The organism is Sphingobium sp. CFD-2 (assembly GCF_024611135.1).
Lineage (GTDB): Bacteria > Pseudomonadota > Alphaproteobacteria > Sphingomonadales > Sphingomonadaceae > Sphingobium > Sphingobium fuliginis.
Genome location: NZ_CP084406.1, coordinates 544,695 through 560,514 on the forward strand (window position 1 = coordinate 544,695; position 15,820 = coordinate 560,514).

Annotated in this window: 16 protein-coding genes; 14 read left to right on the top strand and 2 right to left on the bottom strand. The window is 64.7% G+C overall.

Annotated elements, in window-relative coordinates:
- Positions 1-44: 44 nt before the first annotated feature.
- The 7 genes from LDB29_RS22725 (at position 45) to LDB29_RS22755 (ending at position 5,587) form a co-directional block, all read left to right on the top strand.
- A complete protein-coding gene (locus LDB29_RS22725) occupies positions 45-2,174 on the top strand; it encodes a ParB/RepB/Spo0J family partition protein (RefSeq protein ID WP_257541716.1) in 2,130 nt (709 codons plus the stop codon).
- A gap of 99 nt (positions 2,175-2,273) precedes the next feature.
- The gene (locus LDB29_RS22730) at positions 2,274-2,750 is read left to right on the top strand and encodes a hypothetical protein (protein ID WP_257558005.1); all 477 of its coding nucleotides are present in this window, start codon (positions 2,274-2,276) and stop codon (positions 2,748-2,750) included.
- A 92-nt stretch (positions 2,751-2,842) separates the two neighbouring features.
- The gene (locus tag LDB29_RS29450) at positions 2,843-3,136 is read left to right on the top strand and encodes a hypothetical protein (protein ID WP_373886196.1); all 294 of its coding nucleotides are present in this window, start codon (positions 2,843-2,845) and stop codon (positions 3,134-3,136) included.
- A gap of 418 nt (positions 3,137-3,554) precedes the next feature.
- Positions 3,555-3,719, top strand: a complete 165-nt coding sequence (locus LDB29_RS22740; RefSeq protein ID WP_257541723.1) for a hypothetical protein — start codon at positions 3,555-3,557, stop codon at positions 3,717-3,719.
- Between the two features lie 200 nt (positions 3,720-3,919).
- Complete coding sequence (locus LDB29_RS22745; RefSeq protein ID WP_257541725.1) at positions 3,920-4,468, top strand: hypothetical protein; 549 nt, start codon at positions 3,920-3,922, stop codon at positions 4,466-4,468.
- Positions 4,469-4,533: 65 nt separating this feature from the next.
- Positions 4,534-4,950 carry a hypothetical protein gene (locus LDB29_RS22750; protein ID WP_257541727.1) on the top strand — a complete coding sequence of 139 codons (417 nt, stop codon included), beginning with the start codon at positions 4,534-4,536 and terminating at the stop codon, positions 4,948-4,950.
- Positions 4,943-5,587 carry an antitoxin of toxin-antitoxin stability system gene (locus LDB29_RS22755; RefSeq protein WP_257541729.1) on the top strand — a complete coding sequence of 215 codons (645 nt, stop codon included), beginning with the start codon at positions 4,943-4,945 and terminating at the stop codon, positions 5,585-5,587. Before LDB29_RS22750 ends, LDB29_RS22755 begins: the two co-directional genes overlap by 8 nt.
- A 6-nt stretch (positions 5,588-5,593) precedes the next feature.
- On the opposite strand, the gene LDB29_RS22760 is transcribed toward LDB29_RS22755, so the two are convergent.
- Together LDB29_RS22760 and LDB29_RS22765 are read right to left on the bottom strand one after the other, a co-directional pair.
- Positions 5,594-5,983, bottom strand: a complete 390-nt coding sequence (locus LDB29_RS22760) for a type II toxin-antitoxin system VapC family toxin (protein WP_257541732.1) — start codon at positions 5,981-5,983, stop codon at positions 5,594-5,596.
- Complete coding sequence (locus LDB29_RS22765) at positions 5,970-6,245, bottom strand: AbrB/MazE/SpoVT family DNA-binding domain-containing protein (protein WP_257541734.1); 276 nt, start codon at positions 6,243-6,245, stop codon at positions 5,970-5,972. Before LDB29_RS22765 ends, LDB29_RS22760 begins: the two co-directional genes overlap by 14 nt.
- A 166-nt stretch (positions 6,246-6,411) precedes the next feature.
- Here LDB29_RS22765 and LDB29_RS22770 point away from each other — a divergent pair, with 166 nt between their 5' ends.
- The 7 genes from LDB29_RS22770 to LDB29_RS22800 all read left to right on the top strand — a co-directional run bounded on the left by LDB29_RS22770 (position 6,412) and on the right by LDB29_RS22800 (position 15,807).
- Positions 6,412-10,761 (top strand): strawberry notch family protein, encoded by a 4,350-nt coding sequence (locus tag LDB29_RS22770; RefSeq protein ID WP_257558007.1) that lies wholly within the window; start codon positions 6,412-6,414, stop codon positions 10,759-10,761.
- On the top strand, positions 10,762-11,799 hold the full coding sequence (locus LDB29_RS22775) for a toprim domain-containing protein (RefSeq protein ID WP_257541738.1): 1,038 nt from the start codon (positions 10,762-10,764) through the stop codon (positions 11,797-11,799). It abuts the gene before it with no gap.
- A 332-nt stretch (positions 11,800-12,131) separates the two neighbouring features.
- Positions 12,132-13,064, top strand: a complete 933-nt coding sequence (locus LDB29_RS22780; protein ID WP_257542033.1) for a DUF2493 domain-containing protein — start codon at positions 12,132-12,134, stop codon at positions 13,062-13,064.
- Positions 13,065-13,229: 165 nt separating this feature from the next.
- Entirely contained in the window at positions 13,230-13,646 is a 417-nt protein-coding gene (locus LDB29_RS22785; protein WP_257541741.1) for a hypothetical protein, read from the top strand.
- Between the two features lie 726 nt (positions 13,647-14,372).
- Entirely contained in the window at positions 14,373-14,774 is a 402-nt protein-coding gene (locus LDB29_RS22790) for a single-stranded DNA-binding protein (RefSeq protein WP_257541743.1), read from the top strand.
- Positions 14,775-15,023: 249 nt separating this feature from the next.
- The gene (locus tag LDB29_RS22795) at positions 15,024-15,239 is read left to right on the top strand and encodes a transcriptional regulator domain-containing protein (protein WP_257541745.1); all 216 of its coding nucleotides are present in this window, start codon (positions 15,024-15,026) and stop codon (positions 15,237-15,239) included.
- A 46-nt stretch (positions 15,240-15,285) separates the two neighbouring features.
- Entirely contained in the window at positions 15,286-15,807 is a 522-nt protein-coding gene (locus tag LDB29_RS22800) for a DUF2285 domain-containing protein (RefSeq protein WP_257541747.1), read from the top strand.
- The last annotated feature ends 13 nt before the right edge of the window (positions 15,808-15,820 follow it).

Sequence of the window (15,820 nt, forward strand, 5' to 3'; positions counted from 1 at the left end):
GATCGAGAGAGAGGCTCTCGGCGCTCGTCGCGGAGAATACCACCATGGCTACCGCCGTTCAGAAAATCACCCTGTCGCCCTCGCGTGACATTCCTTTCAACAAGCTGATCCTCAGCCAGTCGAACGTCCGGCGCATCAAGGCCGGCGTGTCGATCGAGGAACTGTCGCAGGACATCGCCCGGCGCGGTCTGCTTCAGGGTCTCAATGTGCGCCCCGTCGTCGATGCCGATGGCGCTGAAACCGGCATGTTCGAGATTCCCGCCGGCGGTCGCCGCTACCGGGCGCTGGAATTGCTGGTGAAGGCCAAGCGCCTCACCAGAACCGCGCCGGTCCCGTGCATCGTGCGCGAAGCAGGTTCCAGCATTCTCGCCGAAGACGACAGCCTGGCCGAGAATATCCAGCGCGCGCCGCTCCACCCCCTCGACCAGTATCGCGCGTTCCAGGACATGCGCATCAAGGGCATGTCCGAGGAAGAGATCGCCGCAGCCTTCTTCGTCTCGGTGAATGTGGTCAAGCAGCGTCTGCGCCTGGCGTCCGTCGCGCCTTCGCTGCTCGACCTCTATGCCAAAGACGGCGTGACGCTCGAACAGCTCATGGCCTTCACCGTCAATCCCGATCATGCCCGGCAGGAACAGGTCTGGGAGGCGATCAAGGATAGCTGGGCGAACGAGCCGCATCAGATCCGCCGCATGTTGACCGAAACGACCGTGCGCGCGAGCGACAAGCGGGCGCAATTCGTCGGCGTCGATGCCTATGAAGCGGCCGGCGGCATCGTGCTCAACGACCTGTTCCAGTCCGACGATGGTGGCTGGTTGCAGGATGTCGCTCTGCTCGACCAGCTGACCGACGACAAGCTGAAGGCGGAGGCCGAGGCCATCGCCGCCGAAGGCTGGAAGTGGGTCGATGCGCGGGTAGAGGTTCCCTATGGCTATGGTCACGGACTGCGCCGGCTGATCGGCGCGACCACGCCGATGAGCGAGGAGGAACAGGCCAGTTTCGACGCGCTCACGGCAGAATATGAGGCGCTGGAGGCTGAATATGCCGAGGCCGAGGAATATCCCGACGAGGTGGATGAGCGCGTCGGCGAAATCGAAACCGCGCTGGCCGCCTTCGAGGATCGGCCCGTCATCTACGATCCGGCCGAGATCACGCAGGCCGGCGTGTTCCTCAGCATCGACCGCGAAGGCCGCCTGTCGGTGGATCGCGGCTATGTCCGTCCCGAGGACGAAAAGCCCGTGACCGTCGATGGCGACGACGATGCCGCAAGCAACGATCCCGATGGCGCATCGTCCTCGGCCCCGGTCGTGCAGCGCGCGGTCATCACCGTGGGCGGCCAGCCCGCCGAACCGGAGGAGGAAGATGATACGATCAAGCCGTTGCCGGAACGACTGGTCGCGGAACTGACGGCGCACCGCACGCTCGCGCTGCACGATGCGCTGGCGAACAATCCCCATGTCGCCATGACGGCCTTGCTGCACCGGCTCGTGATGGAGCGTTACAACTATTCCGCTCCCAACGGATGCCTGGAAGTTGGCGTGCGCCATCACTTCTTCTCCTCGCAGGGCACGGACCTGAAGGACAGCCCTTCGGCCCAGGCCATCGAAACGCGCTATGAGGACTGGAAGGCGGACCTGCCGACCGATGACGACGCGCTGTGGGACTGGATCGCCGCGCTCGACGACACCAGGCGCATGACGCTGCTCGCCCATTGCGTCGCCTATGGCGTCAATGCCCTCTACGAGAAGCCCAATCCGTTCGGTGGCAACGGCATCTCGCAGCACGGGCTGGAACGCCGGCTCGCCCAGGCCGACCGGATGGCGCGCGCGACCGGCCTCGATATGGTCGGGACCGCGGGATGGCGGCCGACCGCAGAGAATTATCTCGGCCGCGTCACCAAGCCCCGCATTCTTGAGGCGGTGCGCGAAGGGGCCGGCGAGCGGGCCGCTTCGCTGATCGAGCATCTGAAGAAAGGCGACATGGCCAAGGAGGCCGAGCGTCTTCTGGCCGATACCGGCTGGCTGCCCGAACCGCTGCGTCTGTTCGAGCCGGAACAGGCCCCCGAAGATGCGGGCGCGCAGGACGACATCGAGGCGTTGCCGGACTTTCTCGCCGGTGATGACGAGGATGACGGCCATGCCGATAATGACGCGGCCCATCTTATCGCCGCCGAATAATCTCATCCGAGGGGCGGCTTCGGTCGCCCCTCTTTCCATCACCGCGATCCATCTGGCCCGGCATCCGCCGGGCCTTTCTCGTTTCTGGAGATAATTTCCATGTCCGCACATATCATTCACGATACGGCACCCCTCGGTGCGCTGATCCGCTATACCGACCACGCTCCGAAACCACCGGCGCGCTTCACAAAGAAGCTGGCCGCCTGGGAACGGCGCAACGGCGTCGGCCGCCTCGTGAAGAAGGAACCGGCGCGCGAGCGTCCGACCTATTCCTCTCCGGCTTCCATCACCCTGCATGAGGGTAATTTCGCCAGTGCCGGTGTCATCCTCGTCACCGTCATGCGCACCCATTCGGTCGATAGCGATCTGTCTTTCGAGATCGCCGAGCGTCCGGTCGTAGGGATGGTGCGTGTCATTCGGGATTCCGCTGGCAACAGCGAACTGGTGCATCTGGCCGAAAGCCGGGAGGCCGCCGAACTGTGGCTGGCGAAGAACCGACACAGCGCGGCGCGTCTGGAGGAGGTGACGGCCGAAGAGGTCGGCGCCGATGTCGTCGAAGGTCGTGCTGCTGCCTGATCCGGCACGCGCAACCGCATCACGATTGCATTCTTCGGCCCGGTCTTCCGCAGGAGACCGGGCCTTTCATTGTTTCAGGAGGCTCCCATGCCATTACCATCGACGAAATCTTTGCCCAGGATCGGCAGAACCGTCCGAACGAACGCACGCTGCCCTGGGTAGAGACCCGCGACGACATCACCGTCGTCGTGGAACCCAAACCCCATTGGGCCGAGGATATGCGGGTGTTCCGACTCGATGCTCGCGAGCATTGCCGCTACGCCGAATGGGCCGCCCATGGCGGCCGGGCGCGCTTCTATGGTCATATCGACATGTCGGGCGACGATTTGATGATGAAAGCGCACGCCATGATCGCCCGCGAAATCGCCGATGGGCTGTGGAACTGAGGACCGGGCCACCGGACGTCCCCACCATAGGGATGAGGTTTCTGGCCTGGACGGGTTCATATCCAGCTTCACCATGAAGTTTGTCGTCCTGTGTCCAGGCAAGCGGCAGCCGTCCCGGCCGGAAGGGAACACGATCCTGATGCCAGCATGGCGGCAAGGCTGGCGCGGCGGGACATCCGCGACGGGTATCCGGTGTCTGTCAGATGCGAAGAACCACCCCCGCTTCCATTCGCAAACCTTGGTCCGATCCGTCTCTTCAGCAATCAACCCGTGAAGGGTCGGCTTGCGCGCGCGTGCCGCCCTCGGGGATTCGGAAAAAGTCCGAACGCCCTCGGGTGATTGCAGATCCGGTCAGACACTTCGGGCGCCTGTCGCGCGGGGGATGGTCCCCCGCCTCCCAAGACAGGAGCCGGAACCCATGTCCTATGCAGATGCCACTGCCTTCGCCGCCAGCCTCGCCGCCACGCTGATGGTCTCGATCGTCGTGTTCCAGGCCGGGGACGGCACCCACGCCGCTTGCCCCGCCGCCGAGTTCGACGGCGAAGACGACATGGTGAAGCTGGAACTGGACCCGTGGGCATAAGGCGCGAAAGCGCCTCATCCCCGATGGCCCGGACGCGGCAGGTTCGCGGCCGGGCCTTCAGCCCTGCGATGCACGCCCATCGTCGGCAGCAGAACCGGGGACGAAATCCCGGTCAGAGAGGGAGAGTGCGGGCCGGTTGGCCGTGACGGGTTGAGGGCCGGAGAGAGAGGCTCACCGGCGCCCGTCATGGAGTGATCCCGATGACCTGTTCGCCCCCTGATACCTTTCGTTCCATCGGTCAGATTCTCGCTGCCGATGTTCTGCCCGCGCTTTACCGGGCGCAAAACCTGCCGCTGCTGATCTCCTGTCTTGGTGTCGCCAGCTATGGTGCGGGTGTCGATGTCGGCTGCGTCGATAGTGTGATCCCGCTCGGCGAATGCCCGTCGCCCGAAGGCGCCATGCGGCTCGCATCGTTGCGCCTGTCGCGGGGCGACATATGCACGGCGCCGGACAGCTTCCCGCATTTTACCCCGCGCATCATGCTGATTCAGGACCAGGATCGGCGCCTGGTCCTCGCGGGCGACATCCGCGCGAGCCTCATCCTTTGGCAACAGCCCGTCGCTTCCGACGCCGAGGCCAGCCGGATCGTGACCGAGGCCAGCCGTTTGCGCGGCATGGCGTTTAGGACACCTGCCGAGGCCGATGCCCGTGCCTTGCGCTACCGCGCCGCTGTGCTGGAGGCCCGGCTGGTCGATCCCTTCTGGCGCGAAGCCGCCGCCAACCTGCTCCGATTGCCGCAGGCGGCCTGATCTTCACCCATTTTCCGTCATCACGCCCGGCTTCGCGCCGGGCTTTCTCGTTTCAGGAGGCTGCCATGGCCGATTATTTCACCCATTTTTCCTGTCTGCTCGACGTTGGGACGCATGAAAATGCCGTCCGCGCCGTCGCTCTCTACGATACGCTGCCGGATGAAAGCAGCGCCGACGATCCCCCGGCCAACAGATTCCTGCTCTCGATCCAGCCCGAGCATGACGGCACGGAGCTCTGGATACGCGATGACGACACCGGCGATCCCGAGCATGTCATCCGGTTCGTCATCCGCTGCGCCGCCACCTTCGGCCTGACCGGGCGATGGGGAATGCAATGGGCCAATAGCTGCTCCAAACCCCGTCTCGACGGGTTCGGTGGCGGGGCGCATGTCCTCGATCTCGCCACCGGCGAGACGATGGACTGGACCGATACCGATGGCTGGCTGTCCTCGGTTCTCGAAGGGAGAGACCCCTATGCCTGAGATCATCGAAACCACCGTCTATCGTCTGGGAGAGCTTTCCGATGCGGCGAAGGACAAGGCCCGTGCCTGGTATCGCGAAGGCGGCTTCGACTATGAGTGGTATGATGCCGTCTATGAGGATTTTCAGCGCATTGCCGACATCCTCGGCGTCGATTTCAAAACGCGCACCGTCCGCCTAATGGGCGGCGGTTCGCGGCAGGAACCGCGCATCTGGTTCCGGGGCTTCTGGTCGCAAGGGGATGGCGCGTGCTGGGAGGGCTATTATGCCTACCGTAAGAATGCCGTCGCCGAAATCCGATCCCATGCGCCGAAGGACACGGAACTGCACGGCATCGCTGACAGCTTGCAGACGGTCCAGCGGCGCAACTTCTACCAGCTTCGCGCCGATGTCAGCCATCGCGGCCACTATTATCACGAATATAGCATGGCGATCTCGGTCGAGCGCGACAGTCCGACATATCAGGACATGACCGCCGATGCCGAGGAAGTTGTTATCGAGGCGCTACGCGATCTCGCCCGCTGGCTCTATCGCCAGTTGGAGCGGGAATATCACTATTTGTCCTCGGACGAGGCGGTCGATGAAACCATCCTCGCCAACGACTATACCTTCACGAAGGCGGGCCGGCGTTTCGGCTGATCGGTCTCAGGCTTCCCGCACACCGTCATATCCGGCAGCCTTCGCCGCCTTGACGAACTTGCGGTCGAAACTCGCCATGCCTTCGCAATGCGCCGCCTTTCCAAGATGCAGCGCATCGGCGAAATCCATGCCGCGCTCGGCCAGGTCGAGCGCGGCAGCTACGACCGGCCCGTCCTCGACCGTGACGGTCGGCAGGCCCGCGAAGGCGCGCAGCACGCGGGCGATGTCGGCCGGACGATACTCATAGCTGCTGCGCAGCACCCATTCGGTTTCGAGAATCACCGTGACGGACGCGAACACCGGCTGGCCGTCGATCAGTGTTCGCGCCTTCGGCGACTGTTTTGGATGATCGTTGGTCAGGTAGCGAACGACGATATTGGTATCAATCGCGAGCATGTCGGCGCTTCGCTTCGGCCAGCACGCCAGCATCCATCTCGGCGATGGTCTTCGGCTTGCCCTTGAAGGGCAGCGCACCGAAGACATCTTCCGGCCGCGTTTCCGCGAAGGCAGGCGCCGGCTTCAGCAGCACGCCGCCATCGGCTTCCTCGACCGTCAGCTTCGTGCCGGCGCTCCACTCGCGCCGCTGCCGCAGCCCGGTCGGCAGGATGATTTGTCCCTTGGTGGAGACCGTGGTGGTCAGTTTTTCGGCGGCGGCCATCGGGCGCTCCTTTCAGGCGTAAGACAAACGTAAGATAGCGTGGCGCGGCTTCTTGTTCAAGGCTTCGACGGGAGAGGAAGAGGAAGGCCGGGACGGATTTGAGCCAGTGCGGTCGAGAGAGAGCGCTGCGCGGCTCGATCCTGTCCCGCTCTCCGAGGTTCTTCCCATGTCCCATGCTTCCACCGCCGTGGCCCTTCCGGCCGCGATCATCACGCCTGTCGTCGATACCGGCGCCGCTGTCCATCAGGCAGCGCTTCTCCTTCTTCCCCATCTTGAACGCGGCCAGCGCGTCGATGCCGCCACGCTGCGCGGTGCGATGGAAACCGCCTTCGGCGCCTCCGATGCCACCGGCGCCTGGACCTGGAAGACCGCCTATGAAGCCTGCGAGGCAGCCACCGTGCTCTTCCTGCGCAAATACGGAAAGGCGCTTTTCCGTAAAGCCGGTTCTCAGGCCGCGAGCCTGCCGCTGCTGACGAAGATCGCGGGGCTGTTGCCCACGCACACGCGCCGCTCCGAAGAAAGCCAGACCTTCCAGCAGTTCTCGACGCCGATCCCGCTCGGCCTGATCGCCGCGAGCGCCGCCGCGATCACGCCCGCCGACCGGGTTCTGGAACCTTCGGCCGGTACGGGTCTGCTCGCCATCCTCGCCGAGATCGCCGGCGGCACATTGACGTTGAACGAGCTGGCCGACAGCCGCGCCGATCTGCTTTCGCACCTGTTTCCGGCTGATCGTGCCACGCGCTTCGACGCGGCGCAGATTCACGATCACCTCGATCCCGGCATGGTCCCGAGCGTCGTGCTGATGAACCCGCCATTCTCGGTGATGGCGAACGTATCCGGCCGGATGGCCGACGCCGCCTACCGCCATGTCGCCTCGGCGCTGGCACGCCTGGCTGATGGCGGGCGGCTCGTCACCATCACCGGATCGAGCTTCGCTCCCGATATTCCGGCCTGGCGGGACGCCTTCACCCGGCTTCAGGAGCATGGCCGCGTGGTGTTCACCGCCGCGATCGACGGTGCGGTCTATGCCAAGCATGGCACGACCATCGACACGCGGCTGACCGTCATCGACAAGCTGCCCGCCGATGATCCGGCCGCGTTTCCGGCCTCGATCGGCATCGCATCTGATGCGGCCACGCTGCTGGGCTGGGTCGGCGAGCATGTGCCGCCACGCCTGCCAGTCGATCCCGCAGTCTCGGTTCCTGTCGCTGTCCCCGCCGCTCCGAAAACCGTGCGCGGCTATCTGGCCCGCACCTCTGCATCCGCGCCCGCTCGCGTTGTCGCCGAGCCCGAAGGCGTCGAACTCGTCTATGAGACTCTGGACTGGATCGCCGCCGAGGGCGGCCGCATCACCGATGCGATCTATGAAGAATATGGATTGCAGGCGATCCGTATTCCCGGCTCTCAGGCTCATCCGACCAAGCTGGTGCAATCGGCGGCCATGGCCTCGGTCGCGCCGCCCAGACCGAGCTACCGGCCGCGCCTGCCGGCCAGCATCGTCACCGACGGCATCCTGTCCGACGCGCAGTTGGAGACCGTGATCTATGCCGGCGAAGCCCATTCGGACTTCCTCGCCGGATCATGGACGCTGGACGATACCTTCGATGTCGTCTCGGCCGCGCCCGACGATGCACCGAACGCCATCCGCTTCCGCCGGGGCTTCATGCTCGGCGACGGCACCGGCGCCGGCAAGGGCCGCCAGTCGGCCGGGATCATTCTGGATAACTGGATGCAGGGTCGCCGCAAGGCCGTCTGGATCTCGAAGTCCGACAAGCTCCTCGAAGATGCGCAGCGCGACTGGTCGGCGCTCGGCATGGAGCGCCTGCTGGTCACACCCCTGTCACGCTTCGCGCAGGGCAAGGACATCCGGCTGCCCGAAGGCATCCTGTTCACGACCTATGCCACCCTGCGCTCCGACGAGCGCGGCGAGAAGGCGTCCCGCGTGCGCCAGATCGTCGATTGGCTGGGCGCGGATTTCGATGGCGTCATCATTTTCGATGAGAGCCACGCCATGCAAAACGCGGCGGGAGGCAAGGGCGAACGTGGCGACGTGGCCGCATCGCAGCAGGGCCGTGCCGGGCTTCGTCTCCAGCACGCGCTGCCCAACGCCCGCATCGTCTATGTCTCGGCCACCGGCGCGACCACGGTTCACAATCTCGCCTATGCCCAGCGGCTCGGCCTCTGGGGCGGCGAGGATTTCCCGTTCTCGACCCGTGCCGAATTCGTCGAGGCGATCGAGGCTGGTGGCGTCGCGGCCATGGAGGTTCTGGCTCGCGACCTTCGTGCGCTCGGCCTCTATACCGCCCGCTCGCTCTCCTATGATGGCGTTGAATATGAACTGGTCGAACACCAGCTCACCCCCGAGCAGACGCGCATCTACGATGCCTATGCCGGGGCCTTCGCCGTCATCCATAACAATCTCGACGCCGCCATGGAGGCCGCCAACATCACCGGCGGCGGTAGCGGCTCGGGCACGCTGAACCGGCAGGCCAAGTCCGCCGCCCGCTCGGCCTTCGAATCTGCAAAGCAGCGCTTCTTCGGCCATCTGCTGACCTCGATGAAGACGCCGACCCTGATCCGCTCGGTCGAACACGATCTGGAGAACGGGCACGCCGCCGTGATCCAGATCGTTTCCACGGGCGAAGCCCTGATGGAACGCCGCCTGGCCGAGCTTCCGGCCGAGGAATGGAACGACGTCCGGGTGGACATCACGCCGAGGGAATATGTCCTGGACTACCTCGCGCATAGCTTTCCGGTGCAGCTCTATGAGCCGTTCACCGACGATGACGGCAACCTGTCGTCGCGGCCTGTCTATCGCGATGGCCAGCCCGTCGAAAGCCGTGAAGCCGTCGCCCGCCGCGACCGCCTGATCGAGAAGCTGGCATCGCTTCCGCCCGTTCCCGGCGCGCTCGACCAGATAGTCCAGCGCTTCCGCACCGACCTCGTGGCCGAGGTGACGGGGCGCTCGCGCCGCATCGTGCGCAAGACCAGCCCCGGCGGCGTCGATCGTCTCGCCGTCGAGAACCGTGCCGGTTCCGCCAATCTCGCGGAAACCGCCGCCTTCATGGATGACAGCAAGCGCATCCTGATCTTCTCCGATGCGGGCGGCACGGGCCGGTCCTATCACGCCGACCTCAACGCGAAGAACCAGCGCCTGCGCATCCACTATCTGCTGGAGCCGGGCTGGAAGGCCGACGCCGCCATCCAGGGTCTCGGCCGCACCAATCGGACCAACCAGGCGCAGCCGCCGCTGTTCCGCCCGATCTCGACCGACGTGAAGGCCGAAAAGCGTTTCCTCTCGACCATCGCCCGCCGCCTCGACACGCTGGGCGCGATCACGCGCGGCCAGCGCCAGACCGGCGGACAGGGGCTGTTCCGGCCCGAGGACAATCTGGAATCGCACTATGCACGCGACGCGCTGCGCCAGCTCTACATGCTGCTCGTGCGCGGCAAGGTCGAAGGCTGCTCGCTCCAGATGTTCGAGGACGCGACCGGCCTCAAGCTGATGGACGACACCGGCATCAAAGACGAGTTGCCGCCGATCACGACCTTTCTCAACCGGCTGCTGGCGCTCACCATCAATCTGCAGGGCATCCTCTTCACGGCGTTCGAGCAATTGCTGAACGCCCGCATCGAGGGCGCCATCGCGTCGGGCAGCTATGATGTCGGGCTGGAGACGCTGCGGGCCGAGAGCTTCACCGTCACCGACCGGCAAACCATCCATGTCCATCCGGCCACCGGCGCCGAGGCGCGGCTGCTCACCATCACGCAGCGCCAGCGCAATCGGCCAGTCACGCTCGCCGAGGCGCTCGACCTCAATGCCGACCGCCGCGCGAAACTGCTCATCAACGAGCGCTCCGGCCGCGCCGCCGTCCAGACTCCGACTACCAGCGTCATGCTCGACGATGGCGAGATCGAGCGGCGCATCCGCCTGATCCGGCCGATGGAAGCGCAGAACATTCCCGTCAAGATGATGGGCGAGACCCATTGGATCGAGGCCGAACAGGCGGCTTTCATAGCAGCATGGAACGCCGAGGTTGCCGAGGTTCCGGAATTTGCCGACAGCACCATCCATGTCGTCAGCGGCCTGCTGCTACCGATCTGGAAGCGTCTTCCCAACGACTCGACGCGGGTTTACCGGCTCCAGACCGATGACGGCGAGCGCATCGTCGGACGCCGCGTCTCTCCGGCCTGGGTCGCGGCCGCCACGACGACCGGCACGTCGTCGCTGACGCCCGATGCCGCCTTCATGGCGCTCATGGACGGCAGGACCATACTCGATCTCGCCGAGGGGCTTCAGCTTCGGCGCAGCCGCGTCATGGGCGCGAACCGCATCGAACTGTCGGGCTTCACCGATGTCATGCGCGATCGTCTGCGCGCCTATGGTCTGTTCCACGAAATCATCTCGTGGAAACTGAGGATGTTCGTGCCGACCGATGCCTCCGGCCCGGCTATCATCGCCAGGGTGCTGGATCATTATCCGGTCCAGCGCATCGGCGAACGCGAGGCTGCGTAAATGACCCGCGAAAACGCCTCCGAACTCGCGCAACGTCTCGGCCGACAGGCCGAGGCGGTGTGCAAACACTATCTCTCCAACGGTCGGCGGCAGGGCCGCTACTGGTCCGTGGGTGACGTGCGCAATACGCCAGGCCGATCGATGTTCGTGCGTCTGACCGGCCCGGATTCCAGCAAGGGAGCCGTAGGCCACTGGACCGATGCCGCAACGGCGGAATATGGCGATCTGCTCGACGTGATCCGCGAAAGCTGCGGCCTGATCGACTTTCGCGATGTCGCCGACGAAGCCCGGTCCTTCCTCAGTCTGCCGAGACCCGAGCCTGATCCGGTTCCCCGATCCCAACCGGGAAAGGCGCCAGCCGGATCACCGGAAGCAGCGCGGCGTCTGTTTGCGATGTCGGGACCGATAGGCGGCACCGCCGTAGAAGCGCATCTGCGCAACCGCGCGATTACGGCTTTGCACGAAACCGGAAACCTTCGGTTCCACCCGCGCTGCTACTACCGTCCCGAGGGGCATGGCCTGACCGAGACATGGCCGGCGATGATCGCTGCCGTCACCGACCTTGGCGGCTCCCAGACCGGCGCGCATCGCACCTGGCTTCGTCCCGATGGTCGCGGCAAGGCGCCTGTCGAAACGCCGAGGCGAGCGATGGGTCATCTCCTGGGGCACGGCGTCCGCTTCGGCAGGGCGCAGGATGTCCTGGCGGCGGGCGAAGGCATCGAGACCGTGCTGTCGGCACGCTCGGGTCTGCCGAAAATGCCGATGATGGCAGCGCTCTCTGCGGCGCACCTGGCCGCCATCCTGTTCCCCGCGTCGCTGCGGCGGCTCTATGTCGTCCGCGATAGCGATCCGGCGGGAACAAGCGCGCGAGATACTTTGGTCGAACGGGCGCGCAGCGTCGGGATCGAGGCTGTGGTGCTGTCGCCGGTGCTGGGCGACTTCAATGAGGATCTCCGTCGATACGGCATCGATGCGCTCCGGGCGGCCTTGCGGGTTCAGATGATCCCGGAGGACGTCAGCCGTTTTTTCGCGGGGTGAGTGCGGCATCGGTCAGGCAGGGGGATAAGCCACGTCCTCCCGAAACCTGCCGCAGCCGGTCGTGGTGCTCGCCCCCCATGTCGAGAAAGACGCAGCCCACGGCCTTCTGAGAGGGCGATCGGCCCACAAACGGGCCGGTCGGGCAATGGCCGCGCCCTGGCTAATTTCCGCCGGCGGCAAAGCCGCCTTTGCATCGCGAAACAAATTAGCCGTGCCCGGCCATCAAGGCCCTCGCGAAGACGCGAGGGCTGCCAGCCCGTCCCGCCCATGGGCTTTTCGACGCCACGAAGGCCGCGATGGGCGCGGTCGATCCGACAAGGGCGAACACCATGATGACCGACTACGATGACGCAGGTTTCGAGCCGCCGCACGCCTCATCCCCCACCGATCACGTCCTCACCGAACTCCAGCTCTATGGCTACCGTCCATTCGAGGATGAACCCGACCCAAGGTCGCTTCCCGAAGGCAATGACGTCGCTGGCGCCGTCGCCGACATCTTCGACGCCCTGATCGCCACCCTTGGCGACACCCGCCTCGAACCCGACCTCGACGAGCTGCTCTGGTCCACCGTCAATCTCTTCCACCGCGCCGTCAGCCGGATCGAGCGCGATCTGGACGACAACGAACTCGCACAGCGGCGCGGGCAGCGCGAACAGGATGGCTCCGAGGTGAAATCCGTCGAGCTGGAGCGCCTGACGGCAGAGGGGCAGACCTTCATCGAGCGGCGCAACAGCATGGAACTCTTCCGCGATGTCGCCGCCGAACAGTTCGAGCGCCATACCGGATCGGCCTGGCGGCCGCGCTCCGGGTCGATGGTCAACCACCGCAACCTGACCTCGGCCATGATCGACAGCCGCGACTTCCTCGCCGCCAGGCGCCGGGCTGAAAACGAGGTGCTGCTGCCCGCCGGTCCCAAGGTCGCCTTCACCGGCGGTCTCGACTTCAACGATCATCGCCTGATCTGGGCCAAACTCGATCAGGTCCACGCCAAGCACCCGGACATGGTGCTGCTGCACGGGGGATCGCCGAAGGGCGCCGAGCTGATCGCGGCGAAATGGGCCGCCAACCGCAAGGTCACGGATATCCCGTTCAAGCCCGACTGGACGAAGCACGCCAAGTCCGCGCCCTTCAAGCGCAACGACGCGATACTCGATACGCTCCCGGTCGGCGTCCTGGTCTTCCCCGGCACCGGCATTCAGGAAAACCTTGCGGACAAGGCCCGCAAGCTCGGAATCCCGGTGATGAAGTTCGACGGCGGCGCGTAAAGCGCCGCCGCTCGGCGGCTAGAACAGCCGCCAATTCTTGACTGTGAGCCATCTTCAGGTTCACATGAAGCATCCTTGCAGAACCGGCGAAGCAACAGTGGGGCAGGCGGAGCGTATCTTCGGGCAGCCTGCCGTGATCGTCCAACCGTTCATTTGGAGGGTTCCATGTATCTCATTCTGCTCGCGATCTTTCTTTCCGTCACGGCCTGCATCTTGGCCTATAATTTCGCGATCTATGCCTTGCCATTCATGGTTGGCCTGACAGCCTTCCAGTGGGTCTCTGCGACCGACGCCGGATTCTTCATGTCCGGTCTTGCCGCGATCGGCGCGGCTCTGCTGTCCATCGGCTTCGTGATCGCCATTCTGGGTTTTGCCAAGAACCCAGTGCTGCGCTTCGCGGCGCTCGCGGTCTTCGCCGTGCCCGCCGCCATCGCCGGCTATGCACTTGTCTATGGCATCACCAAAAACGCGGTGGATTCGACCATCGCCCTGAACCTGCTCGGCGGTGCCGGCGGCCTCTTCATAGGCGTCGCGTCCATGCTCAACCTCAATGCTCTGGGAACCTCCGTCCTGTCTCGGTGATACGAAACGCTGCGACCGGCGGCCTTTTTCACTCCCCCTGACAGAAACCCGGCGGCTTGCGCCATTGGATCTGCGCCATCCCACTCAGGCAGGAATAGCGGCATCGAGCGGCCATGCCATATGTGCCCCCGGTCTGTTCCTACCGCTCTGACCTGGAAATCGGCCCTCGGTCTGATTGCGGCAATCCGTGCGGCGGCATCGAACCCTGTTGGTCGGTCCAGTATCCCGTGGGGTGCCGACAACCTCCGTCACCTTCATGGTCGCCCTTCGCATTGTCCGCAGGATCGCGACCAGCCACCCTGAGCGGTTTCGGCGACGCCATTCTTCTGAAACCCGGCAGCCGTTGTCGTGGCGACCAGCCTTTCCGGCGGGGCAAACGGCGGGCCGGTGAGCGACGCTGGCGCTCATTATGCCGGGGTGGCGACAGGATTGGACCTGTCAGGTCGATCGTGCCAGCATGGACGAAGGCTCCGCTGTGCGTCTCTCCCGAAAGCTGCCCAGAGGCGCCAATCCCTCCGACTGACTGATCCCCTAAGTCCGTTCGGTTTCCACCGGCAACCCCCGCGGCACCCAGCCGTGTTGCCGCGCTGCGCGCGGCTGCCCGCTCCACCTGGGGCCTTGCGGGTCAAGCTGCCGCCCGAGGGCGACAGTGCAGGAGTCTCCCGACGGCCTTGGCCGGGTCTCGTCGGAGGGACGGTCCCTCCGAAGAAGCAACGGAGACTTAAAATGCAGAACATCGTCATTCTCGCCGGCAACATCGGCCAGGCCCCCGAAACCCGCACCACCCAGGGCGGCACCAGCATCACCCACTTCACTCTGGCCACCTCGCGCCCACGCTACTCGGAAGGCAAGGTTGTCCGCGACGACAACGGCTACCGGGTCCAGGATACCGAATGGCACCGCATCACCGCCTTCAACGGCCTCGGCAAGACGATCCAGGAATATTGCGATAAGGGCATGAAGGTTCTGGTTCGCGGCCGCATCCACTACACCAAGTGGACCGACCAGCAGGGCAACGACCGCTACGGTTGCGAGATCATCGCCGAGACGGTCGATTTCCTGAGCCGCGCCAGGCAGACCCAGAACGACGACGGCAAGTTCATCGACGACGATGACATCCCGTTCTGAGCCGGGGACGCCGGGAGCCCGGTGGCGCAAGCCGCCGGGTTTCTTTTTGGTCGCGCCCCATGGCCCACCTTCACTACTGACGCCCGACTGGCCAATCTGCAAAGTTGCCGTTAAGACAAAAATAACCAAGCAATTTATCGAGTTACCAGCACCAGTTATACTCTTGGTGCAGCTACAGCCACCGCCTGAAATCCAGCAGGCTTCCAATTCGGGTCTGCCCTGAGCAGCCCGCCATTGGGAGATGACGCCATGCTCAGCATCGATTGGCGTGCTCCGGCGGCTTACAAACACACCAAGAATCTGCCTGCCGCCGGTTTCGCCTGGGAATTTCTTCGTCGCAACGACGAATATCGCGACGACTTCAACGCCATTGCCCTGACCGGACGCGCCAGCGCACGGCGATTGGAGGCTTTCGCGCAACGCTGGGGGTTACGATTTCCCGAGCGATCCCGACGCATCGCCTGATCGCCAGCCCCCGTTCTGGTCTCCGCGCCTTCAACCGCAGGCCGTCATGCTGTCGCCTGTCGAACAGGGTGATGCCGAAAGGGAGCCGCTGCTGACGCTCGCCCATCTCGATGGTCTCGATCTGCGCCGCGCCGCCGATGGCTGGCATGGTGTGTGGCAGGCGGGGGACATCGCGCACCAGTTCTGGTTGCCGGATACGGAGCCCGACGTCGCTGCCTTCTATGCCGTGACCTTGCCGATGGATTCGTTTCTGGAGCTTCGTGTCCATGCCGTGCGCCGGCTATGGCGATCCCTGACCCGGCGATCGCCTGGGCCTCCCATCGGCGTTCTGCCGGACCAGCTTAGGGAATGGCATATGCTGTCCCTGCGCGCGCTCGATGCACGCCTGCGCGGCGAGAGTTATCGCGCCATCGCCGAAGTTCTTCTCGACTTCCATGGCACGAAGGAGGATTTTGAAAGCGATCCGTCCAAGAACAAATCCCGCCGCCTCGTCGCTCACGGCATCAGGATGATGCGTGGCGGCTACAGGCTATTGCTGCATTATCCGGTCAAGACCGGCAAAACCTGACTTCGGCCACTAT

What these genes read in the sequence shown, in the direction of transcription:
- LDB29_RS22765 (WP_257541734.1), bottom strand. Translation starts at nt 6,245, where the DNA reads ATGGCCGCCGCCGAAAAACTGACCACCACGGTCTCCACCAAGGGACAA.
- LDB29_RS22800 (WP_257541747.1), top strand. Translation starts at nt 15,286, where the DNA reads ATGCTGTCGCCTGTCGAACAGGGTGATGCCGAAAGGGAGCCGCTGCTG.
- LDB29_RS22785 (WP_257541741.1), top strand. Translation starts at nt 13,230, where the DNA reads ATGTATCTCATTCTGCTCGCGATCTTTCTTTCCGTCACGGCCTGCATC.
- LDB29_RS22745 (WP_257541725.1), top strand. Translation starts at nt 3,920, where the DNA reads ATGACCTGTTCGCCCCCTGATACCTTTCGTTCCATCGGTCAGATTCTC.
- LDB29_RS22790 (WP_257541743.1), top strand. Translation starts at nt 14,373, where the DNA reads ATGCAGAACATCGTCATTCTCGCCGGCAACATCGGCCAGGCCCCCGAA.
- LDB29_RS22775 (WP_257541738.1), top strand. Translation starts at nt 10,762, where the DNA reads ATGACCCGCGAAAACGCCTCCGAACTCGCGCAACGTCTCGGCCGACAG.
- LDB29_RS22755 (WP_257541729.1), top strand. Translation starts at nt 4,943, where the DNA reads ATGCCTGAGATCATCGAAACCACCGTCTATCGTCTGGGAGAGCTTTCC.
- LDB29_RS22770 (WP_257558007.1), top strand. Translation starts at nt 6,412, where the DNA reads ATGTCCCATGCTTCCACCGCCGTGGCCCTTCCGGCCGCGATCATCACG.
- LDB29_RS22780 (WP_257542033.1), top strand. Translation starts at nt 12,132, where the DNA reads ATGACCGACTACGATGACGCAGGTTTCGAGCCGCCGCACGCCTCATCC.
- LDB29_RS22725 (WP_257541716.1), top strand. Translation starts at nt 45, where the DNA reads ATGGCTACCGCCGTTCAGAAAATCACCCTGTCGCCCTCGCGTGACATT.
- LDB29_RS22740 (WP_257541723.1), top strand. Translation starts at nt 3,555, where the DNA reads ATGTCCTATGCAGATGCCACTGCCTTCGCCGCCAGCCTCGCCGCCACG.
- LDB29_RS22795 (WP_257541745.1), top strand. Translation starts at nt 15,024, where the DNA reads ATGCTCAGCATCGATTGGCGTGCTCCGGCGGCTTACAAACACACCAAG.
- LDB29_RS22730 (WP_257558005.1), top strand. Translation starts at nt 2,274, where the DNA reads ATGTCCGCACATATCATTCACGATACGGCACCCCTCGGTGCGCTGATC.
- LDB29_RS22760 (WP_257541732.1), bottom strand. Translation starts at nt 5,983, where the DNA reads ATGCTCGCGATTGATACCAATATCGTCGTTCGCTACCTGACCAACGAT.
- LDB29_RS22750 (WP_257541727.1), top strand. Translation starts at nt 4,534, where the DNA reads ATGGCCGATTATTTCACCCATTTTTCCTGTCTGCTCGACGTTGGGACG.